Source organism: Oceanisphaera psychrotolerans (genome assembly GCF_001870485.1).
In the GTDB taxonomy this organism is placed as follows: Bacteria; Pseudomonadota; Gammaproteobacteria; order Enterobacterales; family Aeromonadaceae; genus Oceanimonas; species Oceanimonas psychrotolerans.
On record NZ_MDKE01000013.1, the window covers coordinates 46,525 to 68,739 of the forward strand.

The 22,215-nt window shown below is 56.8% G+C and carries 17 protein-coding genes and 1 pseudogene; 11 read left to right on the forward strand and 7 right to left on the reverse strand.

Annotation, left to right across the window (positions count from 1 at the left end; all coding sequences use genetic code 11):
• Positions 1-250: 250 nt before the first annotated feature.
• Together BFR47_RS06520 and acuI are read left to right on the forward strand one after the other, a co-directional pair.
• The gene (locus BFR47_RS06520; protein ID WP_071472319.1) at positions 251-1,117 is read left to right on the forward strand and encodes a carboxylate/amino acid/amine transporter; all 867 of its coding nucleotides are present in this window, start codon (positions 251-253) and stop codon (positions 1,115-1,117) included.
• 103 nt (positions 1,118-1,220) lie between these two features.
• Positions 1,221-2,195: an acrylyl-CoA reductase (NADPH) gene (gene acuI / locus BFR47_RS06525; RefSeq protein ID WP_071472320.1), complete on the forward strand. Its 975-nt coding sequence runs from the start codon at positions 1,221-1,223 to the stop codon at positions 2,193-2,195.
• A 97-nt stretch (positions 2,196-2,292) separates the two neighbouring features.
• Here acuI and BFR47_RS06530 read toward each other — a convergent pair whose 3' ends face one another.
• Positions 2,293-3,708: a sigma-54 interaction domain-containing protein gene (locus tag BFR47_RS06530; RefSeq protein ID WP_071472321.1), complete on the reverse strand. Its 1,416-nt coding sequence runs from the start codon at positions 3,706-3,708 to the stop codon at positions 2,293-2,295.
• Positions 3,709-3,913: 205 nt separating this feature from the next.
• Between BFR47_RS06530 and speB the strand changes: the two genes are divergently transcribed.
• The 7 genes from speB to BFR47_RS06560 all read left to right on the forward strand — a co-directional run bounded on the left by speB (position 3,914) and on the right by BFR47_RS06560 (position 12,756).
• On the forward strand, positions 3,914-4,873 hold the full coding sequence (gene speB / locus BFR47_RS06535) for an agmatinase (RefSeq protein ID WP_071472322.1): 960 nt from the start codon (positions 3,914-3,916) through the stop codon (positions 4,871-4,873).
• A gap of 51 nt (positions 4,874-4,924) precedes the next feature.
• Entirely contained in the window at positions 4,925-6,313 is a 1,389-nt protein-coding gene (locus tag BFR47_RS06540; RefSeq protein ID WP_083399036.1) for a YjiH family protein, read from the forward strand.
• Between the two features lie 101 nt (positions 6,314-6,414).
• Positions 6,415-6,552: a hypothetical protein gene (locus tag BFR47_RS17960; protein ID WP_175514070.1), complete on the forward strand. Its 138-nt coding sequence runs from the start codon at positions 6,415-6,417 to the stop codon at positions 6,550-6,552.
• Positions 6,549-8,159, forward strand: coding sequence for a 5-guanidino-2-oxopentanoate decarboxylase (locus BFR47_RS06545; RefSeq protein WP_071472323.1), 1,611 nt, complete (start codon positions 6,549-6,551; stop codon positions 8,157-8,159). The genes BFR47_RS17960 and BFR47_RS06545 overlap by 4 nt, the downstream gene beginning before the upstream one ends.
• A gap of 24 nt (positions 8,160-8,183) precedes the next feature.
• A complete protein-coding gene (locus BFR47_RS06550) occupies positions 8,184-9,632 on the forward strand; it encodes an aldehyde dehydrogenase family protein (protein ID WP_071472324.1) in 1,449 nt (482 codons plus the stop codon).
• Positions 9,633-9,791: 159 nt separating this feature from the next.
• Positions 9,792-10,790 (forward strand): CobW family GTP-binding protein, encoded by a 999-nt coding sequence (locus BFR47_RS06555; RefSeq protein WP_071472325.1) that lies wholly within the window; start codon positions 9,792-9,794, stop codon positions 10,788-10,790.
• Between the two features lie 58 nt (positions 10,791-10,848).
• The gene (locus BFR47_RS06560) at positions 10,849-12,756 is read left to right on the forward strand and encodes a methyl-accepting chemotaxis protein (protein ID WP_071472326.1); all 1,908 of its coding nucleotides are present in this window, start codon (positions 10,849-10,851) and stop codon (positions 12,754-12,756) included.
• Between the two features lie 10 nt (positions 12,757-12,766).
• Here the strand turns inward: BFR47_RS06560 and BFR47_RS06565 are convergent, their stop codons facing one another.
• From BFR47_RS06565 to prlC, 4 genes are all read right to left on the reverse strand, one after another.
• A complete protein-coding gene (locus BFR47_RS06565; protein WP_071472327.1) occupies positions 12,767-13,642 on the reverse strand; it encodes an MBL fold metallo-hydrolase in 876 nt (291 codons plus the stop codon).
• Between the two features lie 69 nt (positions 13,643-13,711).
• Positions 13,712-14,470: a class I SAM-dependent methyltransferase gene (locus BFR47_RS06570; RefSeq protein ID WP_175514071.1), complete on the reverse strand. Its 759-nt coding sequence runs from the start codon at positions 14,468-14,470 to the stop codon at positions 13,712-13,714.
• A complete protein-coding gene (locus BFR47_RS06575; RefSeq protein WP_245748828.1) occupies positions 14,439-15,767 on the reverse strand; it encodes a putative bifunctional diguanylate cyclase/phosphodiesterase in 1,329 nt (442 codons plus the stop codon). The genes BFR47_RS06570 and BFR47_RS06575 overlap by 32 nt, the downstream gene beginning before the upstream one ends.
• A gap of 77 nt (positions 15,768-15,844) precedes the next feature.
• Positions 15,845-17,887 carry an oligopeptidase A gene (gene prlC / locus BFR47_RS06580; protein ID WP_071472328.1) on the reverse strand — a complete coding sequence of 681 codons (2,043 nt, stop codon included), beginning with the start codon at positions 17,885-17,887 and terminating at the stop codon, positions 15,845-15,847.
• A gap of 218 nt (positions 17,888-18,105) precedes the next feature.
• On the opposite strand from prlC, the gene gorA reads away from it, so the two are divergent.
• Positions 18,106-19,458 (forward strand): glutathione-disulfide reductase, encoded by a 1,353-nt coding sequence (gorA, locus tag BFR47_RS06585; protein WP_071472329.1) that lies wholly within the window; start codon positions 18,106-18,108, stop codon positions 19,456-19,458.
• A gap of 424 nt (positions 19,459-19,882) precedes the next feature.
• Here gorA and BFR47_RS17450 read toward each other — a convergent pair whose 3' ends face one another.
• Both BFR47_RS17450 and BFR47_RS06590 read right to left on the reverse strand, forming a co-directional pair.
• A complete protein-coding gene (locus BFR47_RS17450; RefSeq protein WP_175514072.1) occupies positions 19,883-20,554 on the reverse strand; it encodes an RloB family protein in 672 nt (223 codons plus the stop codon).
• Complete coding sequence (locus tag BFR47_RS06590) at positions 20,554-21,807, reverse strand: AAA family ATPase (RefSeq protein ID WP_175514073.1); 1,254 nt, start codon at positions 21,805-21,807, stop codon at positions 20,554-20,556. The genes BFR47_RS17450 and BFR47_RS06590 overlap by 1 nt, the downstream gene beginning before the upstream one ends.
• 290 nt (positions 21,808-22,097) lie before the next feature.
• On the opposite strand from BFR47_RS06590, the pseudogene BFR47_RS17755 reads away from it, so the two are divergent.
• A pseudogene (locus tag BFR47_RS17755) lies at positions 22,098-22,215 on the forward strand (IS630 family transposase); the annotation flags it as partial.

The window sequence follows — 22,215 nt, forward strand, 5'->3', positions numbered from 1 at the left end:
AACGGAATATTCAAGACTCGGTGGCGTGGATTAACCACGCTGACAACCTATTGCGGGCCAAGGCCCAGAAGTTCTGCGTGTGGTGTTGAACCACCTTGTTTAGGGACGTCATTCTCTCCTTTATGACAAACCTGATGTTGGTCCCAGGCCGGTGCATTGCGCCGGCTTTTTTTATGTCCCGCATTCTGGATTACCCCAGCACTTTACGCCATCATGACGCCCCGTCCTGACCAATATCGAAGTTTCAAGCATGTCTTATCTGGTATCCGTGACCCTGTTGTGGGCCTTTTCCTTCAGTCTGATCGGCGTCTATCTGGCCGGCACCGTCGACAGCTACTTTTCGGTGCTCAGCCGCATCCTGCTGGCCACCCTGCTGTTCATGCCGCTGATGTCCTGGCGTCAGCCGCCCCGACTGGCCCTGGGGCTGATGGCCTGCGGTGCCCTGCAACTGGGCTGCATGTATCTGTTTTATTATCAGTCGTTTCTGCTGCTCAGTGTGCCGGAAGTATTGATCTTCACCGTGCTCACGCCGGTCTACGTCACCCTGATCTACGACCTGCTGCACCGCCGTTTCAACCCCGGCTATCTGCTGACCGCCGCCCTGGCGGTGCTCGGTGCCCTGGTGATCCGCTTCGACGGCATCACCAGCAATTATCTGCTCGGCTTTGCGGTGGTGCAGGGCGCCAACCTCTGCTTTGCCCTGGGTCAGGTGGGTTACAAGGTACTGATGGAGCGCTATCCCGCTCACCCGCCCCAGCACCGGTTGTTCGGCTATTTCTACCTGGGGGCGCTGGCGGTGGTGGTGCCCGCCTGGCTGCTGCTCGGCGGCGACAAGTATCCCACGACCAATGTGCAGTGGGGCATACTGCTGTGGCTGGGCCTGGGCGCCTCCGGCCTGGGTTATTTTCTGTGGAACAAGGGCGCGACTCTGGTCAATGCCGGCGCCCTCGCCATCATGAACAACGCCCTGGTGCCTGCCGGTCTGCTGGTCAACCTGCTGATCTGGAACCGGGAGGCCGATCTGTTGCGTCTTGGCCTGGGCGGAGTCATTCTAATCGCCTCTCTCTGGCTCAACGAAGCCTGGATAAAGCCCGCCGCTGCCGTGCGAGGCCGATGACGCCGGGCTCACAAAATCGACATTTGACACATTCCATCATGGCTTTCCGCAACCATCGCCCTAGACTGGGCTGCGGAAACCGTGCTCATGAAGGAGAAAAGAGATGTTCAAAGCTCTGTTGCTAGAAGAAGCAGGTAAAAAAACCCTCGCCGGCCTGCAACGCCTCAACGAAAATCAGCTCACCACCGGTGACGTGCTGATCAAGGTCGACTATTCCACTCTCAACTACAAGGACGCCCTGGCCATCACCGGCAAGGGCAAGATAGTGCGTCAATGGCCCATGGTACCCGGCATCGACTATGCCGGCACCGTGCTGGCCTCGGATCATCCCGACCACCGTATCGGCGATGAGGTCATCCTCACCGGCTGGGGCGTGGGCGAGCAGTACTGGGGCGGTCTGGCGGAAAAAGCCAGCGCCAAGGGCGACTGGCTGATCCCGCTGCCGGCGGGCATGAGTGCCAAGCGCGCCATGGCCATCGGCACCGCCGGCTTTACCGCCATGCTCAGCCTGATGGCACTGGAGCACGCCGGCGTAAAGCCGGAGCAGGGCCCGGTGCTGGTCACCGGTGCCACCGGTGGTGTGGGTTCGGTGGCGATACGGCTGCTGGCCAGGGCGGGCTTCGAAGTGCATGCCGCCACCGGCCGCCCCCAGCATGGCGACTGGCTGCGCGAACTCGGGGCCAGCGCCATCGTCGATAGAGCCGAACTCGATAAAGAGCCGGCGGCCCTGGAATCCCAGCACTGGGCCGGTGCCATCGACTCGGTCGGCGGCCGCACCCTGGCCAGGATCCTCAGCCAGACCAAAATGGACGGTGCCGTGGCCGCCTGCGGCCTGGCCGGTGGCGTTGCCCTCAACACCACAGTGATGCCCTTCATCCTGCGGGGCGTGCAGCTGCTCGGCATCAATTCCGTCTATATGCCGAAAGAGAAACGCATCGAGGCCTGGCAACGACTGCAGGACAGCCTGCCGCTGGACTTTGAAGACCAGGCCCAGGTATTCACCCTGGAGCAGACCATAGAGGCCGCCCAGGACATGCTGACCGGCAAGCTCAAGGGGCGGGTAGTGATCCAGCCTTAAAACAGACCTCGGTAAGTCCGTCTAAGAGATGCTGTTCCGCCGATTCAGGGTCTGGATGGTGGAGCAGCTCTCATGCCAAAACGCTTGAAGGCCTCATCTAGTCAGATACCCGACGAGTGATACACAGGCCATATTTTTGTAGTTTACGGACCACACTGGGCTGGCTGATAGACAAACGTTCGGCCAGCGCATAAGTGCTGGGTAACTGTTGGCACAGTGCGGTCAGAATATCTCGCTCGTAACTCTCCAGGGCGGCCTTCAGGCTTTGGCCCGGAGCAAGACGTCTGGCACATTCGTCATCTGTCAGCCCGGCAGAGGGATAGCCTGCTGTTAACTGCACCTCGGCATCACTGGCACCAATCTGATCGCCAGGTGTTGATAGCCAGGATCGCTCCATCCAGTTTTCCAGCTCTCTCACATTACCGGGCCAGTCATGGTTCATCAGCTCAGGCCAGACACTGGGGTGCAATATTTTTTGGCTCCCATAACGCTGGTTCAATCTGGTGAGTTGCAGCTCGACCAGGCTGGGAATATCTTCACGCCGTTCACGTAACGGAGGAATGGTCACCGGAATGACATTGAGCCGGTAGTAGAGATCCAGACGAAAGGAACCCTCCTCTACCTGCTGAGCCAGGTCTCTGTTGGTGGCCACCACCAAACGAAAGTCCACCCGTCTGGAACGCGTATCACCCAAACGGGTGATACTCCCATCCTGAATTACCTTGAGCAGCTTGGTCTGCATGGCCAGGGGCAGCTCACCGATTTCATCGAGGAACAAGGTGCCTCCCTGAGCTTGCTCCAGAATCCCCGCCTTGCCCTGACGAGCCGCACCGCTGAAGGCACCGGGCTGATAACCGAACATTTCCGACTCAAACAATGTCTCCGGAATGGCTCCACAGTTAACATCGATAAAGGGTGCCTGATTACGTTGACTCCAACGATGCAACTGATGAGCGAAAGCCGTTTTACCCACCCCAGATTCACCCAACATCATGACGGTTGCGTCTGTTGAGGCTACTCGCTTGAGCAGCATCACCACTTCACGCAGCAGACTGCTACGCACCTCCAGGTTATCCAACTCCAGAACATCATCCAGCAAGGGAGTCCCTCCCCGCTTCAGATGCTCGCTGAAGCGCTGTTGCAGCAAGGCATATTCATCCTGTAGCAGCTGCAGATCGGTGAGATCCCGAGAGCGACTGACGACATAGGTCAGTTTGCCATTCCAGTAAACAGGGTAGCCCTCTGCGATGACTCGCCGCCCGGTGCTCGTATTCTGCATGACCTGGGCTGGCTGACCGGTGCGGATTACTTCCAGTGTCACCGAAGGTGACAAAACCCCCCTCTGCTCCAGCTCCTGCGCCGTGCTGGCACAAAGCTCATCCTGACTCATGCCATAAACGGCTGCACTACCAGGGCTCACCTTCAGAACACGCCCTGCGGCATCGGTCAGAAACAGGTGATCGTAGGCTATGTCGATAATGGTATCGAGCACCTTGGTATCTATATCCGACATCCCGTTTCCTTACTCACTGGCGATACAAAAAAGAATCATGATGCATTATTGAATCACCCCCTCCCCATAATTGATACACCATTGCATCATAAAATTTAAAAACACATATTTTTCAATAAATTAACATTGGCACGATAACTGCTTTTCAATATGAGTCATTTGAAAATTTATCTCACTACTCGACAGTGATTTACAGGAGAGAAACATGAACACAGTGCCGAACACCTTTAACCAGCCTCTGGGTGGTAACGAAATGCCCCGCTTCGGTGGCCCTGCCACCATGATGCGACTCCCTACTCAAGAGACCGCGGCCGGACTTGATGCTGCCTTTATCGGTGTCCCCTTCGACATCGGCACCTCGAATCGCCCTGGAGCCCGTTTAGCCCCTCGCCAAATCCGTGACGAGTCCCGAATGCTGCGCCCCTATAACATGGCAACCCGCGCTGCTCCCTTTAATAGTCTGCAGGTAGCAGATATCGGCGATGTTCCGATTAATACCTTCAACCTGCAAAAAAGCATGACCATTATTGAATCTTTTTATGATGAAGTACTCGAGCACGACTGTCGCCCACTGACGTTAGGAGGCGATCACACCATAGCTCTGCCCATACTACGTGCCATGCGCAAGAAGTACGGCCCGATAGGTCTGATCCATGTGGATGCTCATGCCGATATCAACGAGCATATGTTTGGTGAAAAGATAGCTCACGGCACTCCGTTTCGGCGGGCGGTGGAAGAGGGACTACTCGATTGTGATCGGGTGGTACAAATTGGTCTGCGTGGCACCGGCTATGCCGCTGATGACTTCGACTGGAGCCGGGAGCAGGGTTTTCGGGTCGTTCCCGCCGAGGAATGCTGGAACACCTCTCTGGTGTCATTAATGGCAGAGGTACGCGAAAAAATTGGTGGCGGCCCCGTTTATATCAGCTTCGATATCGATGGCATTGATCCCGCCTACGCGCCAGGCACCGGCACCGTTGAAATTGCCGGCCTGACCGTACCGCAAGCACTGGAGATTATTCGTGGCGCCTGGGGGCTGGATATCGTTGGTGGGGATCTCGTAGAAGTCTCTCCTCCTTACGATACCAGTGGTAATACCGCCCTGCTCGCCGCCAACCTGCTCTATGAAATGCTGTGCGTGTTGCCTGGTGTGCAACGAAAGTAACGGATACTGACGCACTGAATGCTCATTAAATAAACAATGGAGTGTACTCCCATGTCTTCTTCTCTGGAAGCCACCGCAACACAGGCAAAAACGACCGGTCAATCATTAGGCTGGAAGAGACTGCTGAAGTTCTTACTACCCTCGCTGCTGGGCATAGGTATGTTCCTGGTTCCCATTAGTCTGGATGATCAGGTCACTATCGGTCTGGGGATGATGGCAGAGGAGCTCAAGACCCTGCTTGGCGCAACCCTGCCAGCCATTACCGTTGCCATATTGTGCCTGTCTGTCGTACTGACGGCCTTGGTCAAGATAGTCAGGCCGGGCTGGTCCAGAGAAGGAGTCTGGCACGATATGTTTGATGTCGCTCCCGTCTGGTTCATGATACGGGTACTGGGTGCCCTCTTCGGTCTTCTTACCCTGTACCAGTTCGGCCCGGAGTTCATCTGGAGCCGCAACACCGGCGGCGTGATGTTGCAGGATTTGGCGCCCGTATTACTGACGTTCTTTTTCTTTGCCGCCTTACTGCTGCCCTTTTTGGTCGATTTCGGCTTTATGGAGTTCATCGGTGCCCTGGTGAGTAAACCCTTCCGCTTTATTTTCCGTTTGCCTGGGCGTAGCGCCATCGATGCGACCGCCTCCTGGCTTGGCTCGGGGACGGTTGGGGTGCTGATCACCGCACAGCAATATGAACAGGGCTTCTATAACCGGCGTGAAGCGGCAGTCATTGCCACCAACTTCTCGGTGGCCTCCATCGCGTTCAGTCTGCTCATCACGACCTTTGTCGGACTGAATCACATGTTTATCCAGTTCTACCTCACCGTAGTGGTTGCCGGACTCACCGCCGCCATTATCGTGCCTCGCCTGCCGCCTCTATCCCGTAAGCCTAATACTTATTACGAGCCGGTAGGTTGCCAAATTGATGAAATGGCTCCTTGTGACAAAGGACTGTTTCGCTACAGTCTGGAATTGGCCGTCGCCCGTGCGGATAAGGCTCCCGATGCCGGTAAACTGGCCAAGAGTGCGTTAGTCAACGTCATGGATATCTTCCTTGCCCTGCTGCCGCTAGTCATCGCTATTGGTACCGTGTCTCTGATACTGGCTGAATACACTCCGCTGTTTGTCTGGTTATCCTACCCTATGATCCCGCTGCTCGAGTTGCTGCAGCTACCTGAAGCCGCGGCGGCAGCACCGGCAACATTGGTCGGTTTTGCCGACATGTTTCTACCCGCAGTACTGGTTAAGGATATAGACAGCGAGCTGACCCGCTTCGTGGTGGCCTGCCTGTCGCTGACCCAACTTGTGTATATGTCGGAAGTGGGTGCGCTGTTATTGAAGTCCAAAATTCCGCTCAACTTTTTGGAATTACTGATTATTTTCGTGCTACGTACCCTGGTGACCCTGCCCATCATCGCCGTGATGGCCCATGTATTCTTTTTCTAGGTGGCTGGTCGTCCCAATGCCAGCCTCATTGGCGGCATTGGGCTGATTTATGTACAGCAATGGTGAATACAGCCCGCCGACAGCTGGCTAAAGGAGAACCTATGTATACCAAAAGTAAGATTGTTAATTATGGACAAGGCAAAAGCTACTCCCGTCATAAGCTGGCTTACTTTATCCCCATGGTGCAGCGTATCTTTGCTCGCTCGCCCTACCAATTCATTCAAGGAGCAACATCATGACCTGTGCCGAACTGCTGGTGCGCCTGCTGCGCGATATCTATGGCGTCAACACCCTGTTCGGTATTCCCGGGGTTCACACCATAGAGCTGTATCGAGGCCTGGAGGATAGCGGGTTGCGACACCTGACTCCGCGACACGAACAGGGCGCTGGATTTATGGCCGATGGTTACGCCCGTACGACCGGCCAGCCCGGTGTGTGCTTTATCATCACCGGCCCGGGTATGACCAATATCGCCACCGCCATGGGCCAGGCGCTGGCCGACTCCATTCCCATGCTGGTCATTTCCAGCGTCAGCCGGCTGGATACCCTGGGGATGGGCCAGGGCCGCTTGCACGAGCTGCCCTCCCAACAACAACTGATGTCCGGAGTCGCACGCTTCAGCCACACCCTGCTTGATGCCAATACCCTGCCGGACGTGCTGGCCCGCGCTTTTGCCCTGTTTCACGGTGCCCGCCCCGGCCCGGTACATATAGAAATTCCCATCGATCTGCTGGCCGCTCAAGTCACGGAGCCCACACAACAGACACGACCGATGCTGTACCGGCCGGCCCCGGATCCCGAAGGACTGGCGATGGCTGCCGCCTGGTTACGTACCGCCAAGAAACCCCTCATTTTGCTGGGTGGAGGCTGTGTCAGTGCACCGGAAGCGGCATTGAACCTCGTAGAACGACTCGATGCCCCGACGGTGACCACTATCAATGCCAAAGGGCTTCTGGGCCGGGATCATCCACTGGATCTGGGGGCCAACGCCGCCTTGCCAGCAGTGCGCGCATTGGCACAGGAAGCGGATGTGATACTGGCCGTCGGCACCGAACTGGGAGAAACCGACTACGATGTCGTGTTCGATGACGGCTTTCACCTGAATGGTAAGCTGATCCGTATCGATATTGACCCAGAGCAGCTGGCTCGCAATCAACCGCTGGCGTTAGGCCTGGTTGCCGATGCAGGCCGCAGTTTAGAACTGCTGCTCGAACATTTCCCCGAGCATGTTGAGCGAGGCGGCGTCGATCGCACTCGCTCGACACTCTCGGCGCTTGCCTTGCACGAAGACCCTGCGCTTTCCCCCTTCGTTCCCTTGTTTGATACGCTGCGCGAGATCATGCCCGATGCCATTCTGGTGGGAGACTCTACTGCCACTGTTTATGCCGCCAATCACCTGGTCTCTCAGCCAGCACCACGACGCTACTTCAACGCCTCTACCGGTTACGGAACTCTGGGCTATGGGCTGCCAGCCGCCTTGGGTGCCGCACTGGCCACTCCTGGATTGCCCGTCGTCGCACTGGTCGGTGACGGAGGCATCATGTTTACCCTGAGCGAGCTGGCAACCGCAGTGGAAGAGCGCCTGCCGGTCGTTATTCTGCTCTGGCACAACCATGGCTACGAAGAAATACGCCGTTATATGGATAACAATGGTGTCAGCCGAGTCGGCGTCGATATTTTACCGCCCGATTTCCAGAAACTGGCTTCCGGCTTCGGCTGCCAGGCGAGCCGTGTCACCAGCCCGACCGAATTAGCACAGGCTCTGGCAGATCGTCCCTCCGATGGCCCTCTGCTGCTCGAGGTAGATGCCGCGGCCTGGCAACAAGCGATTACCCGTCAGCATTAATGCTTGCTGTGTGAGGATTTTATGATGCAACGTTTATTACAACAGTTTATTGGTAATCGCTGGCAGCCAAGCCATGGCGAACGACAGTTGGTGGTGATCAATCCCTATACCGAGGAGCGTATCGCCGAGATAACCGCAGGACACCCGGCCGATGTCGAGGCCGCCGTTCAGTCGGCTCGTCATGCATTAGCCGATTGGAGCCAGAAAAACGGAGCAGAACGAGCCAGTTATCTGGAAAAAATAGCCGATGGATTAAGTCGACGACGAGAAGAGCTCAGCAGACTGTCCTCCATCAACAATGGCAAAATCCTGGAAGAAGCCCGGCTGGATCTTGATGATGCCATCGCCTGCTATCGCTATTATGCGGGTCAGGCCCGGGATCTGGATCGGCGTCAGGGGCAGCCGGTCACGCTGGACATGCCCGGCATGCAGGCTCACAGCTACCAGGATCCCGTAGGAGTCGTCGGCCTGATCACGCCCTGGAACTTTCCATTGGTGACCAGTGCCTGGAAACTGGCACCGGCGCTGGCAGCGGGCTGCACCGTGATCTTCAAGCCTTCCGAAGTCACCCCCTTGCCCGAACAGGTCTTGGCCGACATCATCACGGAGGCAGAGCTGCCTGCCGGGGTATTCAACCTCCTGTTCGGCGACGGTGAGGGCATAGGAGCTCCCATGTCCTCCCATAAGGGTATCGACAAAATATCATTTACCGGCAGCAACCGGGTGGGAGAGACCATCATGGCCGCTGCCGCCCCGGGCAGCAGGCGTGTATCGCTGGAGCTGGGCGGTAAATCACCTGTTCTCGTGCTGGCAGATGCGGACGTGAATGAGGCCGCTGAATATGTGATGGCCGGCATCTACTTCAATGCCGGACAGATCTGCTCGGCGACCTCCAGACTACTGGTGCATGAGTCTCTCGCCGACGCCCTCTACCAGGCTTTGGGGCAACGCATCGATGCCCTGCGCCTGGGCAACCCGCTGGCCGACGACATCGACATGGGTCCCCTGACCTGTGCCCGCCAGCGGGACACTGTCCTCGGCTACCTGACCCAGGCCGATCGGGAAGGGCTAAGCGCCGTACGAGACGGGCGCCAGCGGGCCCTGCCGAAGCAGGGTTATTTTCTGGCACCCAGCCTGTACCGGGACGTTCCCGTCACCAGCCGGCTGTGGCAGGAAGAAATCTTTGGCCCCGTGCTCTGCGGCCACAGCTTTGCCACCGAGGAGCAGGCCGTCGCCTTGGCCAACGACAGCGACTTTGGCCTGGCAGCCACGGTGATCAGCGGTGATCCGGGTCGTGCCCGACGAGTCGGCAAGCAACTGCAGGCTGGCACTATCTGGTATAACAGTCCCCAGTTAGTCTTGCCCGAAACAAGCTGGGGTGGCTTCAAGCGCAGCGGTATTGGCCGCGAACTGGGCCCCTGGGGCTTAAGCGCCTACCTCGAAGTCAAGCATATGGTCGGCCCCATAGTGTAAAACAAGATGCGGGTAAGACCGGTAACGTTCAGCAACGCAAGTCAGTTACCGGTCTTTTTAACGGGCCAGGCGTCGTTATCGCCACTGACTGATCTGATATCATAAAACCTCAGCAAAATATGTTATAAGATAACAAAAATACTCTCTGCGGACGGATTCATGAGCACTCCCGTTACCACCCACCTCATCATGGGCTTTCTCGGCACCGGCAAAACCACGCTGCTGCGCCACCTGCTGGCCAACAAGCCGGAACAGGAGCGCTGGGCCATTCTGGTCAACGAATTCGGCGAAGTCGGCATCGACGGCGCCCTGCTGACCGATCAGGGCGCCATGATCAAGGAAGTACCGGGCGGCTGCCTGTGCTGCGTATCCGGCCTGCCTTTTCAGATTGGACTCAACGCCCTGCTGCACAAGGCCAGACCGGACCGGCTCTTCATCGAGCCCAGCGGGCTGGGCCACCCCAGCCGCATTCTGGACACCCTGACCGCCGAGCATTACCAGAACGTGCTGCGGCTGGGCGCCGCCTTCTGTGTGGTCGACCCGCGTCAGTGGGTCGATGACCGCTATCAACAGCACGACACCTATCAGGACCAGCTCGCCCTGGCCGACATCATCGTGGCCAACAAGACCGACTTGTGTGAGCCGGCACAACTCGAGGCGCTCAGCCTCGACATCGGCCAGCGCCAGCCGCCCCAGCAACTGGTGACGGTCACTCGGGGCCAGCTGGATAACCGCTGGCTGCAGCACCCTCACCAGCCCGACCGGCGGGCGACCAGCCCGCAAGCCCACGCCAACAATGCCGCCCGCCCGCTGATTGCCAGCACCGGCCCCCGGCTCAGCAGGGAACAGCCCTGGCGGCGCTACAGCAACCACGGCCAGGATCATTACTCCATCGGCTGGCGCTTTCTCGACGAGGTGTGTTTCGATTTACCCGCCATCGAAACCTTCTGTCGCACACTGAAGGTGGCCCGGTTGAAGGCGGTATTGCGGGTGGAAGACGGCTGGCGCGCCTTCAACAAGGTCGACGATCAGCTCAGTGTCTACCGCATCGCCCCCCAGCAGGAAGGCCGACTGGAACTGATCGATCCCGAACCACTGATGGCTCATCCGTTACATAAGCAACTAATGCAAACCGTGCTATCACTGCCACCATCATAAAACTGTCACGAATTTGTCTTAATGTTGTCGGACACAAGGATACGTTAGGGTCTGTCTGATGAAGGTGTCGCTGTTTTCGTTGTTGTCTTCGCTGTTGCTGATCTTGCTGGCGCTGGCTCTGGCCGGTGCCTTTTACTTGGGGGATCAGCGATTGCAGCAGGGCGAAGAGAGCCGGGCCGAGCTCGAGCAACTGCGCCGCGATGCCAATATCGGGCTGTACCGCACCATTTCCGCCTATCTGACCCAGGGCGATACCAGCCTGCTGACCGCGGCGGAGCAGCAGTTGCAGGCCATGGCAACGACCCTGACGACCTATCCCGGCACAGAACCGGCCCAGGAGTCAGTCAACCGCCTGTATGAGCAGTTGACCAACGACTTTCGTGCGGCGGGCAAGCTCTCGGGCAACAGCCAGCAGTTGCTGCAGCATGCGGAACAGGAACTGGCCGATCAGCTGCGCACCCTGGCCCGTTATGCCGACACCGACCATCCGCTGGCCGCCCGTTACCAGTCTCTTGCCGCCGAAATGCTAGCGGCGCTGCCCCGCCTGATCCACCTGCGCCAGGGCTACATCACCAACGGCACACCGCAGCTGAAAACGGCGCTCGACTTCCAGCTGACCGAGCTGGAAAAACTGGGGGAGCAACTCCAGGCGCTGCCACTGCTCGGCATCTACCAGACACCGGAAGCCGACGAATTCGCCCTGCGCAAACCCAAACCGGTAGAAATCGGTGATACGCCCAAACGGGAAGTATCAAGCCTGCTGAATCGTTATCCCAAGGAGCTGGCCAACACCAATGAAAACCTGGCGCTGCGCTCCCAGGCTTCCGCCACGCTGACCGCGGGGCTGGCAGACATAGAGCAACAACTGGACCGGCTGGTGGCACAACAGGAAACCGACCGTCAGCAAAATTACCGACAGCTGACCCTGGTGCTGCTGGGTCTCTGTGCCGGCCTGCTGCTCTTTGCCCTGCTCAGCTACCTGTTTCAGCGCCAGCTGGTGGTACTCCGCCTGGTGCAGTTGCGTAACGCCTTTCGCCAGCTGCTGCAGGAGGGCGAACTCGCTCCCCTCGAGGTCACCCACCCCAACAGCGAATTGGGCCAGATTGCCAGCAACTTCAACGGCCTGCTCGACCGGCTGCAGCAGCAGCAACAGAGTCGGGCCGACCAACTGCTGCATGTGTCCCGGGCACTGGAGCAGATGGTCGAAGAAGTGCTCGATATTCAGAATCATGCCCACAGCACCGATCAGACCATGAGCGGCGGCGTCGACATGGTCAACGAGCTCAATCATCTGGCCCAGCAGATGCGCCAGGCCACCGACGATATCGCCCTCACCGCGCGCGATAACCTGCAAGCCATGGACGTCAGCCGGGAACAGGTCGAACAGCTGGTGCAAACCGCCGGACAAAGCCAGGCCGCCGCCCTTACCGGACAGCAGGCCCTGAACAGCCTGACCAGCTCGGTCGACGATGCCGCCGCCATTATCGGGGTGATTCAGCAGATTGCCGAGCAGACCAACCTGCTGGCGCTCAACGCCGCCATCGAAGCGGCCCGGGCCGGCGAACAGGGTCGCGGCTTTGCGGTGGTGGCCGACGAGGTACGCAAACTGTCCGGCAACACCCAGGGCTCTCTCACCGAAATCGGCAACATCATGGAGCGGTTACGGCAGGGCAGCGACGAGCTCAAGCTGACCATCAGCAAGATGATGGGGGCCGCCGTTGCCCAGCATGAACAGGCCCAGACCCTGATGGCGATGACCGAGCAGGTAAGAACCACCTCCGAAGCCACGACCTCGATGGCCGAGCAGGGCGCAGGCCATGCCGACAGTCAGGCTGCCGAACTCGGCCGCTTCATGGGGTTGATGGATGAGCTCAAGCTGCAGTCGACCCGGGTATCGGAACGGGCCGGCCAGGTGGTGCAGCGCATCCGCGGCCAGGCCGGCGCCATTACCGAACTGCTGCAGTAGTGCCGCAGTGCTATAGCCGATTGATGGGCACTTTCAGAAACACCTTGCCCTGTTCATCCGCCGGGGGCATCTGTCCGGCACGGATATTGACCTGAATGGCCGGCAGGATCAGGCGGGGCATGGCCAGGGTGGCGTCCCGCTCCTGCCGCATCCGGACAAAGCTCGCCTCGTCGATGCCGTCGCGTACATGAATGTTGTGCTGCCGCTGTTCGGCCACCGTGGTGCCATGGCGGTGCTTGCGATCGGCCGTGGGGTAATCGTGACACACATGAATGTCGGTGCTCTCCGGCAGGGCCAGCAGCGTCCGAATCGACCGATAGAGGCGGCTCGCGCTGCCCCCGGGAAAGTCGCAACGGGCCGTGCCGACATCGGGCATGAACAGGGTATCCCCCACAAACGCCGCCTGCCCGTTGATCACATAGCTCAGATCCGCCGGCGTATGGCCGGGGGTGTGCAGCACCTCGATATGCAGCTCCCCCACCTCGACACGGTCGCCATCGGCAAACAGGCGGTCGAACTGGCTGCCATCGGGCAGAAATTCGGGTTCCAGCTCGAATACATCACGAAAAATGGCCTGCACCGCGGTGATCTGCTCGCCGATGCCAATCTTGCCCCCCAGCCGATCCCGCAGAAAGAACGCCGCCGACAGATGATCCGCGTGGGCGTGGGTTTCCAGGATCCAGGGCACGGTCAGCCGCTGCTCACGCACAAAATCCAGCAGCCGCTGCGCCGACTCGGTACCGGTGCGGCCGGCGGCATAGTCGAAGTCCAGCACCGGATCGATCACCACCGCCTGTCCACCCGGCCGGTCGTATACCACGTAGCTGAAGGTTTCGCTGTCCGGCTCCAGAAACGCCTTTACCAGGGGTGCCCTGTGTTCCGCCATTGCCTCGTCCTCTCGCTGCAGATTATTAAATTAGCCTAATCTAAACAAAAGGAATGCGCACGATCCGGGTTACAGCGCCTGCTTCACATAAAGGTCGAAGCGGTTGTTCTTGGTTGCTATCTGGGCGGAGGGTTTCACCTCATTGAGAAAGCCCGCATAGCCGGGTCGCTTCACCACCACCCGCGCCCGGGCCAGTTGCAGCGCCAGCGGCAGCAGGGCGTCGGCGTCTTCATCCGGCCCCACCAGCGAGTGAAACACCCGCATCTCCTTCTTGACCAGCGCCGCCTTCTTCTTGTGGGGGAACATGGGATCCAGGTAGACCACATCCGGCTGATGATCGATGTCCGTCAGGGTCTGCCCGAAGGGCAACAGCCGCAGCCGCTCACCGACCCAGTGGCCGATATCCGGGTCCAGCGCCGCCCGGCGCAGGCCATCGGCCAGCAAGGCATGCACCACCGGATGGCGTTCGCACAGGGTCACCTCGCAGCCCAGTGACGCCAGCACGAAGGCATCCCGTCCCAGACCGGCGGTACCGTCGACCACGCTCGGCGTGTGACCGTGTTTGAGGCCCACCGCCCGGGCGATGGACTGGCCACGGCCGCCACCAAACTTGCGCCGGTGCGCCGCGGCGCCTTCCGCCAGGTCCACGTACACGGCGCCCAGCTTGGGCTCGTCCAGCTTGCGCAATTCCAGGCGGCCCTCGGTCAGCACCAGGGCGAAAGGCGCGGGCGCGCTGACTCCCTGCATGGCCCGCGTCAGTTGCTCGGCCTCACCGGCCAGCGCGGCGTCTTCCAGTTCAATCTGCAGCGGGTACTGAATGTCCGGCATAGGATCCCAAAAAAGGTAACAGTTCACGAAGCGCCAGCGGCCTGGCAATCAGATAACCTTGCAGGTAGTGGCAAGGCTGGTGCGCAAGATACTCGGCCTGAGCCGCGCTTTCCACCCCTTCCATCACCACCGACATGCCCAGATCGCCGACAATACGCAATATGCCCTCCAGCAGCAGGCCATCACGATGGTTGCCGGGCAGGTGATCGATAAAGCTTTTGTCTATTTTGACCAGATCGATGGGAAAGGCACGCAGATAATTCAGCGCCGAATAGCCGGTACCGAAGTCATCGATGGCAATGCGACACCCCGCCTCGCGCAGCGCCTGAATCCGCTCCAGATGCTGCTCGTTACCCTGCATGAACAGCGACTCGGTAATCTCGAAGATAATGCGCCGGGGCGAAAGGCCCTGCCGCTCAATCACCGACAGCCACTCATCGCCATTGAGCCCCAGGCCCTGAAACTCCAGACTGGAGCGGTTCACCGCCATATCCAGCGGATAACCGGCCTGCTGCAGCCGGCACAGGTCGGCACAGGCTCGCTGCAGCACCCAGTCGCCCAGTGCCTGTACCATGCCGCACTCTTCCGCCACCGGCACAAACTCCGCCGGCGAAATATAACCCAGCGACGGATGCCGCCAGCGTACCAGCGCCTCCAGCTTGGTGATGCGGCCGCTGACGGTATCGACGATAGGCTGATAATGCAGGCTGAGGGCATTATTGCGGATGGCTTCCACCAGCTCGTGCTGCAGCAGCAAGCGACGGTTCTGCTGACCGTTGAACCGATCGTGATACAGCACCAGCGGCTGCTTGTTCTGCTTGGCTTCGAACAACGCTATCTCGGCCTGCTGCTGCAGGGTGTCCCCATCGCCTGTCGAGTCCTTCCACAAGGCCCCGCCCAGGGTGGCCTCTACATACAGCCGCTGTTCGGACAACTGCAGTGGTCGCCGGAGTGCATCCAGCAGGTGCTGCCCGAAAATAAGGGCCTGTCGGTGCTGCACTATGCCCGGTATCAGCAACGCAAATTCATCGCTGCCGATGCGGGCAATGAAATCCTGCTCGCGCAGCCGGCCCTGCAACCGCTCGGCCACGGCCCGCAATACCCGGTCGCCCACCCGGTGGCCCATGGCATTGTTGATCACGTGAAAATGGTTCAGGTCGAGGATCATCAGCGCAAAAGGCTCGCCACGGCAGCAGCAGTTCAGCAGGTGCTCGATAAAACCGTGCCGGTCGGGCAAGCCGGTGACGACATCGACCGGGTCCAGCCGAAACGGTATCGCCGGCTCCGGACACGACAATGCCTCCCCGGCGGATAACACCGGGGAGGCACCTGTAGAAAAGGTGGCCGCAGCCACCTTGTTTTCTCGAATGTTCTTCAGGCGGTGATACCCGAGTGTCGCAACAGGGCGTCTATTTTCGGCTCCCGGCCGCGGAACTGCTTGAACAGCTCCATCGGCTCCTTCGACCCACCCTGCTCCAGAATGGCATGCAGGAAATCACGCCCGGTCCTGGCCGAGAATATCCCTTCTTCCTCGAAACGGGAGAAGGCGTCACTCGACAATACTTCGGCCCACTTGTAGCTGTAGTAGCCCGCCGCATAACCGCCGGCAAAAATATGCGCAAAGCTGTGCTGGAAGCGGTTGAACGCCGGCGGCGGCAGTACCGAAACGGTCTTGCGCACCTCGTTCAGAATGGCCTGAACCCGGCCCGGCTCGGCGCCATCGCTGGCCATATGCAGACGGAAATCGAACAGGGCGAATTCCAGCTGGCGCAGCATCATCAGCGCCGAGTGGAAATTGCGCGCCGCCAGCATCCGCTCCAGCAGATCGGCCGGCAACGGCTCGCCGGTTTCGTAATGGCCGGAAATAAAGGCCAGCGCCTCGGGCTGCCAGCACCAGTTTTCCAGGAACTGACTGGGCAGCTCCACCGCATCCCAGGCCACGCCGTTGATGCCGGCCACCCCGGCCACGTCCACCTTGGTCAGCATGTGATGAATGCCGTGGCCAAACTCGTGGAACAGGGTCTCGACTTCGTTGTGGGTAAACAGCGCCGGGGTATCGCCCACCGGGCCGTTGAAGTTGCAGGTGAGGTAGGCCACCGGCTTTTGCAGGCTGCCGTCTTCCCGGTAGCGGCGGCCGATGCAGTCGTCCATCCAGGCGCCGCCACGCTTGTTGGCGCGGGCGTACAGGTCCAGATAGAAGCTGCCGCGCAGCTCGCCGTCTTCGCCGAAAATGTCGAAGAAGCGCACGTCCGGATGCCATTCTTCCACCCCGAAGCGCTCGACGACCTTGACACCGAACAGCCGTTTGACGGTTTCAAACAGGCCGTGAATGACCTTGTGTTCCGGGAAATAGGGGCGCAGTTCCTCGTCGGAAATGGTGTATTTGTGCTGCTTGAGCTTTTCGCCGTAATAGGTGACGTCCCAGGCGTTGAGCTGCTCGACGCCGTGATGCTCGCGGGCAAATTCGGTCAGCTCGGCCAGGTCGGCCTGCCCCTGGGGATAGGAACGCTCGGCCAGCTGATTGAGGAAGTCCAGCACCTGTTGCTCGCTTTCGGCCATTTTGGTGGCCAGAGAGAGCTGGGCATAGTTGTCAAAGCCCAGCAGCGCGGCCAGCTCCTGCTTAAGCGCCAGGGTTTCTTCGATGATGGCGGTGTTATCGAACTCGCCGGCGTTGGGGCCCTGATCCGAGGCCCGGGTGCAGTAGGCACGATACAGCTCTTCACGCAGGCCGGCGTCGTCCGCATACATCATCACCGGCAGATAAGACGGGATATCCAAGGTAAAGACCCAGCCGTCCAGCTCACGCGATTCGGCCTGGGCCCGGGCGGCCGCCAGGGCAGACTCGGGCAGACCGGACAACTGATCTTTATCGGTAATATGCTTGGTCCAGGCCTGGGTTGCATCCAGCACCCGGTTGGAGAAGGTGGATGCCAAATCCGACAGCCGCGATTTGATGTCGCCAAAGCGTTGCTTCTGGCCGGCTTCCAGGGCGATACCGGACAACCGGAAGTCGCGCAGGGTGTTACCCACTTCTTTCTGCTGGGCCAGGCTCAGCTTCTTGAAGCTGTCCCGATCCGCCAGCCCCTGATAGGCTTCAAACAGCCCCTGGTGCTGTCCCATCCAGGTGTGGTATTCGGACAGCAACGGCAGACAGGACTCATAGGCCTGACGCCATTCCTCGCTGTTCAGTACGCTGTTGAGATGGCTCACCGGTGACCAGATGCGCCCGAGGCGATCGTTCACCTCTTCCAGCGGGGCCACCAGGTTGTCCCAGGTAAAGTCTTCCTGGCGGGCCAGCACGGTTTCGACCCGCTTCTTGCAATCCGCAATGGCGTGCTCTACCGCCGGCTTTACATGTTCCGGTTTGATCTGGCTGAACGGCGGCAAACCGTCCATGGTCAGTAGCGGGTTCGTCATGTCCTGTACCTCTTATTGTTTTGGCCGTCGCCTTGCCCGCAGGCAAGCGAGGGAATACCCCTAACATGGTGATCCTAGGGACAATGTTCAAGCTTTTCATGCATTCAGCACCCGATAGAGAGACAGTCCGGCTATTTACTGACCGCCTGCTGCGGTAAAACTTGGTGTACAATCGGCCAACGGCTTTACTTGAACCCACTTATCCAGGGAGCAGACATATGGCACAACATTTCGACTATATCGCCATCGGCGGCGGCAGCGGCGGCATTGCCTCTGCCAACCGGGCGGCCATGCACGGCAAGAAAGTGGCTCTTATTGAAGCCAAAGACCTGGGCGGAACCTGCGTCAATGTCGGCTGTGTCCCCAAGAAGGTGATGTGGCACGGCGCCCAGATTGCCGATGCGGTCAAGCTGTATGCCGCCGACTACGGCTTTGATGTCGAGCTCAAGGGCCACGACTGGTCAAAACTGGTCGAAAGCCGCCAGGCCTATATCGGCCGTATTCATCAGTCTTACGACCGGGTGCTAGGCAACAACAACATCACCGTGATCAAGGGCTTCGGTCGCTTCAAGGATGCCCACACCCTTGAGGTGAACGGCGAAGAATACACCGCCGACCACATCCTGATCGCCACCGGCGGCGAGCCCATAGTGCCGCATATTCCCGGTGCCGAGCACGGTATCGACTCCAACGGCTTCTTCGAGCTGAGCGAGCAGCCCAGGCGGGTGGCGGTAGTCGGCGCCGGCTACATCGCGGTGGAGCTGGCCGGGGTGATGAACGCCCTGGGCTCGGAAACCCACCTGCTGGTGCGCAAGCAGGCGCCGCTGCGCAGCTTCGACCCGATGCTGACCGACACCCTGGTCGAGGTGATGAACACCGAAGGGCCGCAGCTACACACCCATTCCGTGCCCAAGAGCGTAGAGAAAAATGCTGACGGCAGCCTGACCCTGCATCTGGACAACGGCGAGCAGCTCACTGTGGACTGCCTGATATGGGCCATCGGTCGTCGCCCGCTGACCAAGAGCCTCAATCTGGAGGCCGCCGGCGTGTCGGTGGATCAGCACGGCTACATCAAGGTGGACGAGTATCAGAACACCACCGCCAACGGCGTGTACGCGGTAGGCGACAACATCGGCTATGTGGAACTGACCCCGGTGGCCGTGAAGGCCGGTCGCCAGTTGTCCGAGCGGCTGTTCAACAACAAGCCCGACGCCAAGATGGACTATGACTTGATCCCCACCGTGGTGTTCAGTCATCCGCCCATCGGCACCTTAGGGCTAACCGAGCCCCAGGCCCGGGAACTGCACGGCGACGATCAGGTGAAGGTATACACCTCGTCCTTCACCGCCATGTACACCGCCGTGACCAGCCACCGCCAGCCCTGCAAGATGAAGCTGGTGTGTGTGGGTGACAACGAGAAAATCGTCGGTATTCACGGCATCGGTTTCGGCATGGATGAAATCCTGCAAGGCTTCGCCGTCGCCGTGAAAATGGGCGCCACCAAGGCCGACTTCGATTCCTGCGTAGCGATACATCCGACTGGCGCCGAAGAATTCGTTACCATGAGATAAACTATTGATATAAATAGTAAAAGTCCGAGCGATTGCTCGGCCTTTTTGTTTGCCTTAAACCATTCAACCAATGTCCGCTTTCGGAACTCGATAAAGGTCGGACAAAGGGTCCGCTCCGCCGACTCGCTCAAGCACAATCCCTGTGACGCTCAGCACATGATATCCCTGTCATGTGATGGTCGGCAGAGCGAATCCCTTTGCCCTCCCTGATATTCCGGCGCCGCTTGTTGGTCTCGTCTGCGGGCAACTCGCTATTCCAATTTTCAACCCGAGCTACCTATAACACCAAAGCTTCATATGAGTTTCGCTTTGATATGGCATCACAGAGGTCAGGTCTTTCTTTTCTCCCCTGCCTCCCGACTCAAGTGCCTTGCTGCAGAAGGCAAGAGACAAGACCTGACCCCAAGTACGGCGCTGAGTGATATTATTTAGATGTTTTTCTTCGACCATTTTTAATTATTAAATCAAGCAACTCATGAGCATTAGTTGACGGATTCATATCTACTTTCATAATGCCAACTTGTTCATGCTGCGCGATCATGTCAATAGCTCGACGTTTAGCTTTTTCATAGTTACCTGTTTCATGGATTTTTTTAGCACATACCGTTTTACTTCGTTTGTGATCATACCCTTCCAAAACACCCTCTAACTTTTTCTGCATATCCAATCGGTGTATAGGTGCAGTTTGGTTATCGAAATGTAAGTAGGGCCAAATTTCAAAACAAGGATTAGAAAAGGCGACTTTGATATTGTTAGCTCTTGCTTTTTCTATTGCCGCTTCAACATTATGATGTTCATCTCGGTCGAATACGGCCCACACTTGATAATCATTATCTAATGGCTCATTACTTTTTTTTGCTATCTTATTTAATTCTCTAATTTTCTCTGCACAAGTATTAACAATAGTAACCGGCACACCTGCGGCTCCAACACACTCTATTTTAATTAATCCATTCCCATGTATTAGACTAAAACTTTTTAAAAATTCAGGCTCTGTATTTTTCCCCTCGCAATAAGCAATTATTTTTATCTTTGGCTTAATTGAACTTCCTTTGCCTCTAGATACACTGCTGGACTTCCTGATGTTTCTGGCCACTATTCACTCCACAGCTTCTCAAAATTATTCATTAGCCCGAGGAACGGAACTGCACCGAAACGACCATCTAAATAACCATTACGCACATTAGATTTATTTGGTATAGAATAATCAGAAAGAGGCGCTATCTTAGTGCTTCCATTTTCACACTTCTCTGCCAGCCAGACTTCATCCTTTCTAAAACCTTTATAATTCAATAATTGGGTTTCATGAGTTGTAAATATTAGCTGAGCACCTTTTGAGTTGATTCTTGAGCAATTAAACAACTCAACAACCTTCAGAGATAACAATGTGTGTAGACTAGACTCCAACTCATCAACAACAAAAATACCGCCTTCCCTAAGTATCAAAAATACTGACGCCAATAAAGATATTAACGACTTTGTACCTAAGCTTTCATCGCCATATTTAAACTTAACCAACTTATCATTACTGTTTCTTCTAGATATTGATATTTTGTATTCTATATTCGAGTCGTCATCTGGAAATTTAAAATCAACATTTTCCTTACTATTAAGCACTGACATCAGAGCTTGTTTGAAACTAGCCTTAATTTCTTTTTGCTCATCATCAACTTCGTATATCCCTACGTTCATTTCCACTGCGCCGATATCAATCAAAGAAAGAAAGCTACCAATATCTTTAGTCAGATTGTTATCTTTGATCTTCTTAGCTATCGCATTTTCTTGAACGTCGTTTCTAAACCTGAAATTATATGAACTTTTGAAATAATCATATATTCTATTAATTAAATCATGATTTGACTTTGCAGCAGTAGATAAAAAAAGAGAACTTCTAGATGTAACATCAGAAATAGATTTATTCTTCCCCTTTAATACTTTATTGAAATAATACTCTCCATCTTCAGATTCAACATCCCGATGAAACAATACTGTTCTAGATGCTCTCTGCTTATATGAAAATGAATAAAGCCACTCACTCCTTACCACACCATCATTAACAATATACCCATAGTTATAATGAACTCCTTCAAACATAAAATCTATATCAAACTCTGATTCAGATTTTTCGAAGCTAGGATCTAATTTAAACTTAGGAAAATTAATTTCACTAAAATCACGTCTATGATTATGCAAAATAGTATGAACAAAAAACATTAATGCAGCTATTACATTTGTTTTTCCTGCACCATTCGCACCATAAATAGCTACTATGGGAAGAACTTTTTCACGAAGTCCCTCAGGTTCGAATAAGTTATACTCCTCATCTTGCTTGCTATTAGTTGCTGTCATTAGTAGCTCTTGATACTCGCTAATAGACTTAAAATTGCTACAACCAAAACGTAGTATCATTATAAAACCCTCAATGTGACCTTAAGGCTCATTTTTGGGCATTTTTTCTAAAAAAGCAAGCTTACGAAGGGGTTACTTGTGCTTCTATTTTACTTTTAGCTTGAGATCTATTGTCTGTACTAAATAGCTGTTCCGAATAGTAGATCACTGTAAGGAAGGGAACTCAGTCCAGTTTGTGCGATCTGATCAGTCGCCAAACAAAACAAAACGACACCCAAAGGACTGAGTTCATGCCGATCTTACCACCCCTACCTCGCCCAGAGCGACGCCGAATGCACAAGATTATTCAGACTACGCGCGACAAGCAGCATGCCCGTCGAGTCATGGCCATCCTACTGCGTTATGAAG

Coding starts and splice junctions, on each gene's coding strand:
- prlC (WP_071472328.1), bottom strand. CDS start 17,887: ATGACGAACCCGCTACTGACCATGGACGGTTTGCCGCCGTTCAGCCAG.
- BFR47_RS06540 (WP_083399036.1), top strand. CDS start 4,925: ATGTCTTCTTCTCTGGAAGCCACCGCAACACAGGCAAAAACGACCGGT.
- BFR47_RS06590 (WP_175514073.1), bottom strand. CDS start 21,807: ATGACAGCAACTAATAGCAAGCAAGATGAGGAGTATAACTTATTCGAA.
- BFR47_RS06570 (WP_175514071.1), bottom strand. CDS start 14,470: ATGCCGGACATTCAGTACCCGCTGCAGATTGAACTGGAAGACGCCGCG.
- speB (WP_071472322.1), top strand. CDS start 3,914: ATGAACACAGTGCCGAACACCTTTAACCAGCCTCTGGGTGGTAACGAA.
- BFR47_RS06565 (WP_071472327.1), bottom strand. CDS start 13,642: ATGGCGGAACACAGGGCACCCCTGGTAAAGGCGTTTCTGGAGCCGGAC.
- BFR47_RS17960 (WP_175514070.1), top strand. CDS start 6,415: ATGTATACCAAAAGTAAGATTGTTAATTATGGACAAGGCAAAAGCTAC.
- BFR47_RS06555 (WP_071472325.1), top strand. CDS start 9,792: ATGAGCACTCCCGTTACCACCCACCTCATCATGGGCTTTCTCGGCACC.
- gorA (WP_071472329.1), top strand. CDS start 18,106: ATGGCACAACATTTCGACTATATCGCCATCGGCGGCGGCAGCGGCGGC.
- BFR47_RS06520 (WP_071472319.1), top strand. CDS start 251: ATGTCTTATCTGGTATCCGTGACCCTGTTGTGGGCCTTTTCCTTCAGT.
- BFR47_RS06545 (WP_071472323.1), top strand. CDS start 6,549: ATGACCTGTGCCGAACTGCTGGTGCGCCTGCTGCGCGATATCTATGGC.
- BFR47_RS06560 (WP_071472326.1), top strand. CDS start 10,849: ATGAAGGTGTCGCTGTTTTCGTTGTTGTCTTCGCTGTTGCTGATCTTG.
- BFR47_RS06530 (WP_071472321.1), bottom strand. CDS start 3,708: ATGTCGGATATAGATACCAAGGTGCTCGATACCATTATCGACATAGCC.
- acuI (WP_071472320.1), top strand. CDS start 1,221: ATGTTCAAAGCTCTGTTGCTAGAAGAAGCAGGTAAAAAAACCCTCGCC.
- BFR47_RS06550 (WP_071472324.1), top strand. CDS start 8,184: ATGCAACGTTTATTACAACAGTTTATTGGTAATCGCTGGCAGCCAAGC.